Source organism: Serratia sp. YWN4, assembly GCF_055790845.1.
The window spans coordinates 1,260,530-1,273,556 of sequence record NZ_CM147696.1 but is presented as its reverse complement, the minus strand read 5'-3'; the positions used below and the strand labels follow the sequence as shown (position 1 = coordinate 1,273,556).

Below are 13,027 nucleotides of genomic sequence, written 5' to 3'. Positions count from 1 at the left end.
TCGAGATCCGCTAGGATAGGCTCTGGCACCACTGTTCACATGATGATGTAAAAAGAAAATTATGCCGAAAAAACCTGCACAATCAGACAGTAAAGAGCAAAGCATCAGCTTTGAAAACTCCCTTAGCGAACTTGAGCACATCGTGACACGCCTGGAATCGGGTGAATTGCCGCTGGAAGACGCGCTAAACGAGTTCGAGCGTGGTGTACAACTGGCGCGTCAGGGCCAACAAAAATTGCAACAGGCAGAGCAACGCGTACAAATCCTGCTCAACGACAGCAATGACGATGCTGCTCTGGCACCTTTTACCCCGGACGCTGAGTAATTACGATGTCTGATTTTCACCATCAGTTACAGGCTTTCCGCCAACGCAGCGATCGCGCGTTGTTAGGCTATATTGCGCCGCTGCCGTTCAATAACGGCAAGATGGTTGAAGCCATGCGCCACGGCGCGCTGTTGGGCGGCAAACGCCTGCGCCCGTTCCTGGTTTATGCAACCGGGCAAATGTTTGGCCTGTCACTGAATAATCTGGATGCTCCCGCTGCTGCGGTAGAATGCATTCACGCCTACTCGCTGATTCATGACGATTTACCGGCAATGGACGACGACGATCTGCGTCGCGGCCAGCCAACCTGCCACGTCAAATTCGGTGAAGCCAACGCCATTCTGGCGGGTGATGCCTTGCAGACGCTGGCGTTCTCGATTCTGGCCGATGCGGATATGCCCGATGTCGCGATGCGCGATCGGCTGGCCATGATCTCTGAACTGGCAACCGCCAGCGGCGTTGCCGGAATGTGTGGCGGCCAATCGCTGGATCTGGAAGCGGAAGGCCAGCACGTCGATCTGGCCGCGTTAGAGCAGATCCACCGCCACAAAACCGGCGCGTTAATTCGTGCAGCGGTTCGTTTGGGAGCCTTAGCCGCCGGTGAACCGGGCCGTGCGGCGCTGCCGCAGCTCGATCGTTACGCTGCGGCGATCGGCCTGGCGTTTCAGGTGCAGGATGACATTTTGGACGTGGTGGGCGAAACCGAAAAAATCGGTAAACGCCAAGGCGCGGACCAGCAACATGGAAAGAGTACCTACCCGGCCTTACTTGGGCTTGACAGCGCGCGGGCAAAGGCGTGGGATCTCTATCAGGAAGCCTTGGCTGCGTTAGAGTCTTTGGCAGCACAATCTTACAATACGGCGCCATTACGTGCGTTAGCCAGTTTCATCATTGAACGCGACAATTAACGTATGACGTTAATCCTCTGATATGAGTATCGAATGACTCTTGATATAGCCAAATACCCGACATTGGCGCTAGCGGAAAACCCGGATGAGCTTCGCTCATTGCCAAAAGAAAGCCTGCCGAAGCTGTGTGATGAACTGCGGCAATATCTGCTGGACAGCGTCAGCCGCTCCAGCGGTCACTTTGCGTCCGGGCTGGGAGCCGTTGAACTGACGGTGGCGCTGCATTACGTCTACAACACGCCGTTTGATCAGTTGGTCTGGGACGTCGGGCATCAGGCTTATCCGCACAAGATCTTGACCGGCCGCCGCGATCGCATCGCCACTATCCGCCAGAAAAACGGGCTGCATCCCTTCCCATGGCGCGCCGAAAGCGAATATGACGTGCTTTCTGTTGGTCATTCTTCTACCTCGATCAGCGCCGGTCTCGGCATTGCGGTAGCAGCGGCGCGTGAAGGTAAAGGCCGCCGTACCGTCTGCGTCATTGGCGACGGTGCTATCACCGCCGGAATGGCGTTCGAAGCCATGAACCACGCCGGTGACATCACTCCAGATATGCTGGTGGTGCTGAACGACAACGAAATGTCGATCTCCGAAAACGTCGGTGCCCTGAACAATCATCTGGCGCAGTTGCTGTCCGGCAAGCTCTATTCCACGCTGCGCGAAGGTGGCAAGAAGGTGCTTTCCGGCCTGCCGCCGATCAAAGAACTGCTGAAACGCACGGAAGAACATCTGAAAGGCATGGTGGTTCCCGGTACGCTGTTTGAAGAACTGGGCTTTAACTACATCGGCCCGGTGGATGGCCATGATGTACAAGGCTTGGCCGCCACGCTGAAAAACATGCGCGATCTGAAAGGCCCGCAGTTGCTGCATATCATGACCAAAAAAGGCCGTGGTTATGCTCCAGCCGAAAAAGACCCTATCAGCTTCCACGCGGTGCCCAAGTTTGATCCGGCCAGCGGTACTCTGCCGAAAAGCGCTGGCGGCTTGCCAACCTACTCGAAGATCTTTGGTGAGTGGCTGAGTGAAACCGCCGCCAAAGACAGCAAATTGATGGCCATCACCCCCGCCATGCGTGAAGGTTCTGGTATGGTGCAGTTCTCCCGCGATTATCCGCAGCAGTATTTCGACGTAGCGATCGCCGAGCAACACGCGGTGACCTTCGCCGCGGGTCTGGCGATCGGCGGTTACAAACCGGTGGTGGCGATCTACTCCACCTTCCTGCAACGGGCTTATGATCAGCTGATCCACGACGTGGCGATCCAGAATCTGCCGGTGATGTTCGCTATCGATCGCGGCGGCATTGTCGGGGCCGACGGGCAAACTCACCAAGGGGCGTTCGATCTCTCCTTCCTGCGCTGCATCCCGAATATGGTGATCATGACGCCGAGCGACGAAAACGAATGCCGCCAGATGCTGTATACCGGTTACCACTATAACGATGGCCCAAGCGCAGTGCGCTACCCACGCGGCAGCGGTACGGGTGCCACGCTTGAACCGCTGGCTGCTTTGCCGCTCGGCAAAGGCATTGTACGCCGTGAAGGTGAGAAAGTGGCAATCCTCAACTTCGGTACTTTGCTGCCGGAAGCCGCCGCCGCCGCCGAGGCAATGAATGCCACGCTGGTAGATATGCGTTTTGTTAAACCGCTGGATGAACAGTTGGTGCTGGAAATGGCTGCCAGCCATGAAGTGCTGGTCACATTGGAAGAGAATGCCATTATGGGTGGCGCAGGCAGCGGCGTTAACGAGTTGCTGATGGCCAAACGCCGGGTGGTGCCGGTACTGAATATCGGCCTGCCGGATGATTTTATCCCACAGGGCAACCAGGAAGAGATCCGCAGCGATCTGGGGCTGGACGCCGCTGGCATTCAACGCCAGATCGAAAACTGGCTGGCATAATTCCCCCACCACTCTCTTCATCCTGTATACGGGCGCAATATGCGCCCGATAGCCTTTTCTGTATCGTTATCGTCTGAATGCTAAACAGGAGATAGGCATGCAATATCTGAAGCTGGGTAACACCGTTCTGAATATTTCTCGCATCTGTTTGGGCTGTATGACCTACGGCGAACCTACGCGCGGTAATCACGCCTGGACGCTGCCGGAAGAGAACAGCCGCCCGTTGATTAAGCAGGCGCTGGATGCTGGTATCAACTTTTTCGATACCTCCAACAACTATTCCGATGGCAGCAGCGAAGAGATCCTTGGCCGTGCGCTACGCGACTACACGCGCCGCGAAGAGCTGGTGATTGCCACCAAAGTTTATAACGCCATGAGCAATCTGGAACGTGGCCTGTCGCGCCCTAAGATCATGCAGTCCATCGACGACAGCCTGCAACGCCTGGGAACCGACTACGTTGATCTGCTGCAAATCCACCGTTGGGACTATGAAACCCCGCTGGAAGAAACGCTGGAAGCGCTGCATGACGTAGTGAAAGCCGGTAAAGCGCGTTATATCGGCGCTTCTTCAATGTTCGCCTGGCAGTTTGCCAAAGCGCTGTATACCGCCGATCTGCACGGCTGGACGCGTTTTGCTACCATGCAAGACCAGTACAACCTGCTCCAGCGCGAAGAAGAGCGTGAGATGCACCCGCTGTGTGCGGCCGAAGGGATTGCGGTGCTGCCCTGGAGCCCCTTGGCACGCGGCAGGTTGACGCGCCCTTGGGGCGAAAGCACAGCACGGCTGGTTTCCGATCACTATGGCAAAACGCTGTATGACAAAACGGAAGAGATCGACGCGCTGATTGCCGCACACGTAGCGAATATTGCAGAAAAACGCGGCGTTCCTCGGGCGCAAGTGGCGCTGGCATGGTTGCTGAGTAAACCGGTCGTTACCGCGCCGATTATTGGCGCATCACGCAGTGAACATCTGCAAGACGCCGTTGCCGCCGTCGAACTTAAGCTCAGCCCCGAAGAGATTAGCGAGTTGGAAACGGCCTATGTGCCGCATCACGTTGTAGGTTTTGAATAGCAGAACGGGCCAATCCAGCGGAGCCAACGATTTTTGGCTCCGCTGAATCAAGGTCAAATCGGCACAACCGGCCAATAATAACCAATCAGATAAATAATACCGGCAGAGAGCACCCCGGCAACAATATCATCGACCATGATCCCGGTACCGCCGTGCACGTTGCGGTCAAACCAGCGGATCGGCCAGGGTTTCCAGATATCCAGAATACGGAACACCACAAACCCGGCAGCCACCCATTGCCAACTGTTGACTGGCAACGCCATCAGGGTAATCCACATCCCGACGAACTCATCCCAGACGATGCTGCCGTGATCGTGAACCCGCATGTCTTTCGCGGTACGGTGACACAAATAGACACCAATGCAGATACTGAGCATCACCAGCAGCGAATAGAGCTGCCACGGCAGTTGAATCAGCAACAGCCAGAATGGGATCGCCGCCAGCGACCCCATGGTTCCCGGCATGATCGGCGAAAGCCCGCTGCCAAAACCGGTCGCCAGCAGGTGCCACGGATTGCTCATGCGCAACCGGCTTTTTGCTTCATCTTTCATAGGGTTGGCTCTGCGGTGAAGTGATCAAAACCTTTCCATGGCAGCGTAATCTCTTGGTTGTCACGGTAGAACTTCATGCCTTCGGAACTCGGGCCAATCTGGCCGATGCAGGTATAATCCGCGCCCAAGTGGCTTAACGCCACTTCCAACGCCCCGCGATTGATTTCCGGTACGGTAAAGCATAGCTCATAGTCTTCACCACCGGTCAGCGCCCAACGCAGCGCCTGCTCGGCATCGGTATTGCCGGTTAACGCTTGCGACATGGGCAGTTCGTCCAACTCGATGCGCGCACCACATTCGCTGGCTTTCAGCACGTGCTGCAAATCTGAAATCAGGCCGTCGGAGATGTCGATCGCCGAACTGGCCAGATCGCGTAACGCCTGGCCCTGCAACACGCGTGGCTGCGGGCGCAGATGGCGTTTCAGCAGATATTCACGAGCCACCTGATTATCGACCGACAAACGATCCTGTAGGATCGCCAGCCCAGCGGCGCTATCACCCAGCATACCGGTCACGTAAATCCAGTCGCCGATACGCGCACCAGCACGCGTCAACGCGCGCCCAGCCGGGATCAGGCCGTTGATGGTCAAGGTCATGCTCAGCGGGCCACGGGTGGTGTCGCCACCGATCAGCTGCATGCCGTAGTAATTTAACTGTTCGAACAGGCTGTCGCTAAAGGCTTTGAGCCAGGCTTCGTTAACCTCGGGCAGCGTCAGCGCCAGCGATAGCCACGCCGGATCGGCACCCATGGCTGCCAGGTCGCTCAGGTTAACTGCCAATGCTTTGTAGCCGAGATCGGCCGGATCGATATCCGCCAAGAAGTGAACACCTGAAACCAAGGTGTCGGTACTGATGGCTAAAAGCTGTTTCTCTGCCACTGTCAGGAGTGCGCAGTCATCTCCAATGCCCAACTGTACGTCCCGGCGCAGACTCTTAAACCGGTCAAAATAGCGGGCAATGAGGTCAAATTCGCCGCATGCCATGGTCAATATTCCAATGAAACTAAGGCCGGAAAACCGGCCTTAAATTTTATTTTTTCTTGCGGATGCTAGGTGCCGCTTTATCCAGCACCCCATTCACAAACTTATGGCTGTCTTCAGCGCCGAAGGTTTTCGCCAGTTCGATCGCTTCGTTGATAGCCACTTTGTAAGGGACGTCTTCACGCATTTTCAGCTCGAACAGCGCAATGCGCAGGACGGCTTTTTCCACCTGGCCCAATTCATCGAGCTGGCGTGACAGGTACGGAGCCATCAGGTCATCCAACATACCTGCATTCACTGCCACACCGGACAGCAACGCACGAAAATAGGCGATGTCAACATCTTTGACATCCTGCTCCGTCAGGAACTGGTGTTCAACATCGGCAATGTCATTTCTAGACAACTGCCAAGAGTAAAGCGCTTGAACAGCGCACTCACGAGCGCGGCGACGAGCAGCAGGTTTCACGGAATTCCCCTTAGACTAAATTCAGGCTTTAATAGCTTTGATTACATTGATCATTTCAAGTGCGGTCAGGGCAGCTTCTGCACCTTTGTTGCCCGCTTTGGTACCGGCACGCTCGATCGCTTGTTCGATGCTCTCGGTGGTCAGAACGCCAAAGGCAACCGGGATCTCGCTATTCAGCGAAACATTACCCAGGCCAGAACTGGCTTCACCCGCCACATACTCGAAGTGCGCGGTGCCCCCACGGATCACGGTGCCCAGCGCAATCACCGCATCGTATTTGCCGGTATTCGCCAGCACGCGTGCGGTCAACGGCAGCTCGTAAGCGCCTGGAACCCAGACAACGGTGATGTTGTCATCTGCAACCTGGCCAATACGCTTCAGCGCATCAATGGCACCTTGCAGCAGGCTGTCGTTGATGAAATTGTTAAAACGTGCAATTGCGATCGCCACACGGGCATTAGGAGTAGCAACAACACCTTCGATAACTTTCATGGGCTTTCCTTAAAAATGGGTTCAATACCCCGCAGGGGGGCGGATTCTATCATATTCTTTACCTGCCTGCGCGGCGGTTTTTTAAAACCTTGGCCGCACGGCAGGCGAAGATCATATTTGAGGTTTGGCTTTCAAACGCAGGCGCAGATCGGGGCCGATCTGGCGCACTTCGCTGAAGACAAATTCCGGCGCATCGGCCAGTTGCTCCAACCCCGGTAACTGGCACAGGCCACGGCCACTGTCGCCCAGCAATTTTGGTGCAACGTACAAAATAAGCTCATCCACCAGCCCTGATTGCAGCAGGGCACCCGCCAGTTTGGCACCGGCTTCAACCCAAATGGAATTCACCTGGCGTTTGGCCAGTTGCATCATCATCACCACCAGATCGATACCGCCACCCAGTGCAGGGAATTGCAATTGCTCAACGCCCTGCGGCCAGCTCTGATCGTCCGGTTGCAGGCGTGCCAGCCAGGTTGATCCCGGCTGTTGTATCAACCGATGTTGTGGTGTGACCCGGTTTTGGCTGTCGAGGATAATCCGCACCGGCTGCCGCAGGTTTTCACGCGGGTAAATCAGCCGGGTTGCACTATCCAGCTCATCCCAACGTACCGTCAATGCAGGATCATCCGCCAGCACGGTGGCGCGGGTGCTGAGGATTGCCGAGCTTTCAGCCCGCAAACGCTGCACGTCCTGCCTGGCCTGCGGAGAGGTGATCCACTGGCTTTCGCCAGATGCCATCGCCGTGCGGCCATCCAGTGACGCCCCTAACTTCAACTGCACATAGGGGAACCCGGTACGCATACGCTTCAAAAAGCCCAGATTGACCGCTTCGGCCTCTGCCAGCATCACACCATGATGAACCTCGACACCGGCCTGCTGAAGTTTATACAGCCCGCGACCGGCCACCTGCGGATTAGGATCCTGCATCGCTGCCACCACGCGGCTGACGCCCGCAGCAACCAGAGCATCGGCGCAGGGCGGCGTGCGGCCATGATGGCTGCAAGGCTCAAGCGTCACATAAGCCGTGGCACCACGCGCCTGTTCACCCGCCATACGCAAGGCATGAACTTCTGCGTGGGGTTCGCCAGCGCGTAAATGGTAACCTTCTCCCACAATGTTGCCATCGCGCACGATCACGCAGCCTACGTTGGGATTAGGTGTGGTAGTGAAGCGCCCTAACCGCGCCAGTTCAAAGGCGCGTGCCATGTAAAACTCATCGTTATGCATGCGGATCCTGTTAATCCTGCAACTTGGCAATTTCTTCGCCGAATTCACGGATATCTTCAAAACTGCGGTACACCGAAGCAAAACGGATGTAGGCCACTTTATCCAGCTTTTTCAACTCATCCATCACCAGATTGCCGACCATTTTGGTGGGGACTTCACGTTCACCGGTAGCACGCAACTGGGATTTGATATGGCTGATGGCACTTTCTACGTCGTCAGCGCTGACAGGGCGCTTTTCCAGCGCTTTCAGCATGCCACGGCGCAGTTTATCTTCGTTGAAGGGTTCACGGACCTCATCGCTTTTAACCACTCGCGGCATCACCAGTTCGGCCACTTCGAAAGTGGTAAAACGTTCGTTACAAACCAGACATTGGCGACGACGGCGCACCTGCGATCCATCCCCCACCAGGCGAGAATCAATAACTTTGGTATCAACGGCAGCGCAGAAAGGGCAATGCATAACTCGTCCTGATAAACGTTTTCATAGTTAAGAACAGTTTACCCCGAAGTTGGGCCACAACAAAGGCCAGCGGATATTTGTTGCGAGCCATTGCCACGAATGAGCCTATGCCCTAAATGATTCGAGTTGCTGGAAGGCGGTGACGCAGTGACCCTCGCATAATGTTTGGCCCCGCAGACAGATAAAGAAAGAGCGCCAAATGGCGCTCTTTCTATTCAGCTGAACGTACAGCAGATTAGCATTACGGCAGGATCGAAGGCTGGTCTGCGCCCTCTTTCTCCACTTTCTGCTGTAGCATGTGTTCACGTTTCATACCCAGTTTCAACGCCAGCGCGGACGCCACGTAGATAGAGGATACGGTACCGATGGACACACCGATCAGCATGGTGAGTGAGAAGCCCTGCAACATCGCGCCGCCGAAGATGTACAGCATCAGAACCACCATCAACGTGGTAGCGGAAGTCATGATGGTACGGCTCAGCGTCTGGGTCAGCGACACGTTCATGATCTCGTAAGGCGTTCCGCGGCGGATCTTGCGGAAGTTCTCACGAATACGGTCGGAAACCACGATACTGTCGTTCAGCGAGTAACCGATAACCGACATCAAGGAAGCGACAATCGTCAGGTCAATCTCAATATGGAACAGCGACAGCACGCCCATAGTGATGACCACGTCGTGCGCCAGAGCGATAACCGCCCCCAACGCCAAACGCCATTCGAAGCGGAAGCCAACGTAAATCAGGATACAAATCAACGCCACCAGCAGCGCCATGCCGCCGGTTTGTGCCAACTCGCTCCCTACGCTCGGGCCAACGAATTCGATACGCTTGACGGTCGCATTCTTGTCAACGGCCTCGTTGATCACGCCGATCACTTTATTACCCAGTTCCTGGCCTGCGGTACCGGTCGCGGGTGGCATACGCACCATCACGTCACGGCTGCTGCCAAAGTTCTGAATAATCGGATCTTTGAACCCGGCTTTTTCCAGCGTATCGCGCATCAGATCCAGATTCGCCGGTTTCTCCAGGTTGATTTCAATCACCGTACCACCGGTGAAATCCAGGCCCCAGTTAAAACCACGAACGGACATAATGGCGATAGACGCGATCAGCAGCAGCAATGAGATGCCGAAGGCCACGTAATCCCAGCGCATAAAGTCATAGACTTTACGGCCGTAGTTGAGTTGTTCAACAGTATAATCCTGTGCCACAACGCACTCCTCAGATAGACAGCTTGTTAATGCGCTTGCCGCCGTAAAGCAGGTTGACGATGGCACGGGTACCGACAATCGCGGTGAACATGGACGTCGCCACACCGATTGCGGTGGTAATTGCAAAGCCCTTAATCGAACCGGTACCCACTGCGTACAGAATGATCGCGGTAATCAGGGTAGTGACGTTGGCATCAACGATACTGGAGAACGCGCCTTTATAGCCTTCATGGATCGCCTGCTGAATGGATCGTCCATTCTTCAGTTCCTCCTTGATACGTTCGTTGATCAGTACGTTGGCGTCGACCGCCACCGCCAGCGTCAGCACGATCCCGGCAATCCCCGGCATCGTCAGCGTTGCGCCCGGCAACAGCGACATCACGCCGACAATCAAGACCAGGTTAGCCATCAGCGCGCTTGAGGCAATCAGGCCAAACTTGCGGTACCAGACCACCATAAACACGATGGATGCCACCAGACCCCACAGACAAGCCTCAAGACCCTGGGTGATGTTCTGCTGACCCAGCGTTGGGCCGATAGTCCGCTCTTCCACGATCTGGATAGGCGCAATCAACGCACCGGCACGCAGCAGCAGCGAAAGCTGACGAGCTTCGTTCGGATTGTCGATGCCGGTGATACGGAAGCTGTTGCCCAAACGCGACTGAATATTCGCCACGTTGATCACTTCTTCCTGCTTCACCAGAATCGAACGGCCGTTGGCGTCTTTCTTGCCGCTGTCTTTGTACTCCACAAACAGGGTCGCCATCGGTTTACCGATACTATCCTTGGTGAAGTTAGACATCGCGGTGCCACCGGCACTGTCCAGCGAGATGTTAACCTGCGGCTGGTTGTATTCGTCGGTGCTGGAAGTGGAGTCAGTGATGTGGTCACCGGTGAGGATCACGCGCTTATACAGCACGATCGGCTTGCCATCACGCGTGAATTTCACCTCGGAGTCACCCGGTACGCGGCCGTTTGCTGCTGCGGTGGCATCCGCGTTGGTGTTCACCAGGCGGAATTCCAGCGTCGCGGTCGCCCCCAGGATCTCTTTGGCACGTGCCGTATCCTGAATACCTGGCAGTTCGACCACGATGCGGTCAGAACCCTGGCGCTGTACCAAAGGTTCGGCAACGCCGAGCTGGTTGACACGGTTACGCAGGATGGTGATGTTCTGCTGCACCGCATACTCACGCGCTTCGCTCAGACGAGCATCGGTCATCGTCGCTTTCAGCGTGTTGGTGCCATTGGCTGAAAACACCAGATCGCGCTGCCGTGGGGTCATGAAGCCGATCGCCTGATCGCGCGCAGCATCGTCGCGGAAGCGGACTTCTACACCGTTGTTTTCCAGCTTGCGGATCGCAGCATAGGGAATGCCCTTTTCACGCAGTTCGCTGCGCAGGGTATCCATGGTTTGTTCTTGCAACTTGCCAAGCGCGGTGTCCATGTCAACTTCCATCAGGAAGTGCACACCACCACGTAAGTCCAGACCCAGTTTCATCGGCTCTGCGTTCAGCAGCCGCAGCCAGGTTGGCGTTGCCGGAGCAAGGTTCAGCGCCACAACATATTTATCACCCAATTCCGCCATCAAGGCTTCACGGGCGCGCAGCTGAACGTCAGGATCTTTAAAGCGAGCCAGGATAGCGCCGTTTTCCAGCGCAATCGACTTGCTCGCAATATTATCTTTTTCTAATACGTTACGGACTTGGTCCAGCGTAGCTTCACTGGCGGCGACACCGCGCGCGCCAGTGATTTGTACGGCCGGATCCTCACCGTAAATGTTGGGAAGTGCATAAAGCAGACCGACGAGGATCACGACGATCAACATCAGATACTTCCACAAAGGATAACGGTTTAGCACGGCAGTTCCCTTAGGGAAAACAAAATTACAGGGCCTTCATAGTACCTTTCGGCAGAACGGCCGCCACGAAGTCACGCTTGATCATCACTTCCGTGGTGTCATTCAGCGCAATGGCAATGATACCGGTGTCAGCCACTTTGGTGACGCGGCCAATCAGGCCACCGGTGGTCAACACTTCATCACCTTTGCCGATGGAGTCCATCAGTTTCTTGTGATCTTTAGCGCGTTTCTGCTGTGGACGCAGGATCATGAAATAGAAAATCAGACCAAATACCACCAGCATAATGATCAGAGAGTACGGGCTTCCCTGAGCCGGAGCCCCTGCGGATGCGACGGCGTCAGAAATGAAAAAGCTCATTGAAAATCCCTCATTAAGTTATTAATTATTGAATCAAGCAGTTAAAGATGGAACCGGCTTACCGATCCGCTCATAAAAATCTGCAACAAACAGCTCTAATTTACTCTCTTCAATAGCCTGGCGTAAACCCGCCATTAAGCGCTGGTAGTATCGCAGGTTATGAATTGTGTTCAATCGGGCACCTAATATTTCGTTGCAGCGATCGAGATGATGCAAGTAGGCGCGGCTGTAATGGCGGCAGGTATAGCAATCACAGTCTTTGTCCAGCGTAGAAGTATCATCCTTGTGCTTGGCATTACGGATTTTTACCACACCGTCAGTCACGAACAAATGGCCGTTACGGGCATTACGCGTTGGCATCACGCAGTCGAACATATCGATACCGCGACGCACACCTTCTACCAGATCTTCCGGCTTGCCAACCCCCATCAGATAGCGTGGCTTATCTTCCGGAATTTGCGGGCAAACATGTTCGAGAATGCGATGCATATCCTCTTTTGGCTCACCGACCGCCAAGCCGCCCACAGCGTAACCATCAAAGCCGATATCCACCAGCCCTTTTACTGAAACATCACGTAAATCTTCGTAAACCCCGCCCTGAATAATGCCGAACAAAGCATTCTTATTATTCAATTCATCAAAACGCTGACGGCTGCGCTGCGCCCAGCGCAACGACATTTCCATCGAGCGCTTGGCGTAGTCCCAATCGGCCGGGTAAGGCGTACACTCATCGAAAATCATGACGATGTCAGACCCCAGGTCATACTGGATTTCCATCGATTTTTCCGGGCTGAGGAACACTTTATCGCCGTTAATCGGGTTACGGAAATAGACGCCTTCCTCTTTGATCTTGCGCATCGCTCCCAGGCTGAACACCTGGAAACCGCCGGAGTCGGTCAGGATCGGGCCGTGCCACTGCATAAAATCATGCAGATCGCCGTGCAGTTTCATGATCTCCTGCCCGGGGCGCAGCCACAGGTGGAAGGTGTTACCCAGCAGGATCTGCGCGCCGGTTTCTTTCACTTCTTCCGGCGTCATACCTTTGACCGTGCCGTAGGTGCCCACCGGCATAAAGGCCGGGGTTTCCACTACGCCACGCTCAAAGACCAGGCGGCCACGGCGAGCACGACCATCGGTTGTTTGTAATTCGTACTTCACAAAACCTCCAGCACCGGAAAAACAGTCCGATGACATTAAAACAGGGCCACGCGGTGCGCGTAACCC

General features: G+C 55.3%; 14 protein-coding genes. 4 read left to right on the top strand and 10 right to left on the bottom strand.

Going from position 1 to position 13,027, the window contains the following annotated elements:
- The first annotated feature begins 61 nt into the window (after window positions 1-61).
- The 4 genes from xseB (at window position 62) to ACX9GT_RS05935 (ending at window position 4,201) form a co-directional block, all read left to right on the top strand.
- Entirely contained in the window at window positions 62-325 is a 264-nt protein-coding gene (gene xseB, locus ACX9GT_RS05950) for an exodeoxyribonuclease VII small subunit (protein WP_459399648.1), read from the top strand.
- A 5-nt stretch (window positions 326-330) separates the two neighbouring features.
- Window positions 331-1,233, top strand: coding sequence for a (2E,6E)-farnesyl diphosphate synthase (gene ispA / locus ACX9GT_RS05945; RefSeq protein ID WP_473190252.1), 903 nt, complete (start codon window positions 331-333; stop codon window positions 1,231-1,233).
- A 33-nt stretch (window positions 1,234-1,266) separates the two neighbouring features.
- Complete coding sequence (gene dxs / locus ACX9GT_RS05940; RefSeq protein WP_473190251.1) at window positions 1,267-3,129, top strand: 1-deoxy-D-xylulose-5-phosphate synthase; 1,863 nt, start codon at window positions 1,267-1,269, stop codon at window positions 3,127-3,129.
- Between the two features lie 97 nt (window positions 3,130-3,226).
- Window positions 3,227-4,201 carry an aldo/keto reductase gene (locus ACX9GT_RS05935; RefSeq protein ID WP_473190250.1) on the top strand — a complete coding sequence of 325 codons (975 nt, stop codon included), beginning with the start codon at window positions 3,227-3,229 and terminating at the stop codon, window positions 4,199-4,201.
- Between the two features lie 53 nt (window positions 4,202-4,254).
- On the opposite strand, the gene pgpA is transcribed toward ACX9GT_RS05935, so the two are convergent.
- The 10 genes from pgpA to tgt form a co-directional block, all read right to left on the bottom strand.
- Window positions 4,255-4,752: a phosphatidylglycerophosphatase A gene (gene pgpA / locus ACX9GT_RS05930; RefSeq protein WP_473190249.1), complete on the bottom strand. Its 498-nt coding sequence runs from the start codon at window positions 4,750-4,752 to the stop codon at window positions 4,255-4,257.
- On the bottom strand, window positions 4,749-5,735 hold the full coding sequence (gene thiL, locus ACX9GT_RS05925; RefSeq protein WP_473190248.1) for a thiamine-phosphate kinase: 987 nt from the start codon (window positions 5,733-5,735) through the stop codon (window positions 4,749-4,751). The genes pgpA and thiL overlap by 4 nt, the downstream gene beginning before the upstream one ends.
- A gap of 46 nt (window positions 5,736-5,781) precedes the next feature.
- A complete protein-coding gene (nusB, locus tag ACX9GT_RS05920) occupies window positions 5,782-6,198 on the bottom strand; it encodes a transcription antitermination factor NusB (protein ID WP_473190247.1) in 417 nt (138 codons plus the stop codon).
- 21 nt (window positions 6,199-6,219) lie between these two features.
- Window positions 6,220-6,690, bottom strand: coding sequence for a 6,7-dimethyl-8-ribityllumazine synthase (gene ribH / locus ACX9GT_RS05915; protein ID WP_459399655.1), 471 nt, complete (start codon window positions 6,688-6,690; stop codon window positions 6,220-6,222).
- A gap of 111 nt (window positions 6,691-6,801) precedes the next feature.
- A complete protein-coding gene (ribD, locus tag ACX9GT_RS05910) occupies window positions 6,802-7,917 on the bottom strand; it encodes a bifunctional diaminohydroxyphosphoribosylaminopyrimidine deaminase/5-amino-6-(5-phosphoribosylamino)uracil reductase RibD (RefSeq protein WP_473190246.1) in 1,116 nt (371 codons plus the stop codon).
- A 10-nt stretch (window positions 7,918-7,927) separates the two neighbouring features.
- Window positions 7,928-8,377, bottom strand: coding sequence for a transcriptional regulator NrdR (gene nrdR / locus ACX9GT_RS05905; protein WP_037394689.1), 450 nt, complete (start codon window positions 8,375-8,377; stop codon window positions 7,928-7,930).
- Window positions 8,378-8,618: 241 nt separating this feature from the next.
- Window positions 8,619-9,587, bottom strand: coding sequence for a protein translocase subunit SecF (gene secF / locus ACX9GT_RS05900; protein WP_473190245.1), 969 nt, complete (start codon window positions 9,585-9,587; stop codon window positions 8,619-8,621).
- Window positions 9,588-9,597: 10 nt separating this feature from the next.
- On the bottom strand, window positions 9,598-11,445 hold the full coding sequence (gene secD, locus ACX9GT_RS05895; RefSeq protein ID WP_473190244.1) for a protein translocase subunit SecD: 1,848 nt from the start codon (window positions 11,443-11,445) through the stop codon (window positions 9,598-9,600).
- 25 nt (window positions 11,446-11,470) lie between these two features.
- The gene (gene yajC, locus ACX9GT_RS05890; protein ID WP_004940391.1) at window positions 11,471-11,803 is read right to left on the bottom strand and encodes a preprotein translocase subunit YajC; all 333 of its coding nucleotides are present in this window, start codon (window positions 11,801-11,803) and stop codon (window positions 11,471-11,473) included.
- Window positions 11,804-11,836: 33 nt separating this feature from the next.
- Window positions 11,837-12,961, bottom strand: a complete 1,125-nt coding sequence (tgt, locus tag ACX9GT_RS05885; RefSeq protein WP_459399659.1) for a tRNA guanosine(34) transglycosylase Tgt — start codon at window positions 12,959-12,961, stop codon at window positions 11,837-11,839.
- Between the last annotated feature and the right edge of the window lie 66 nt (window positions 12,962-13,027).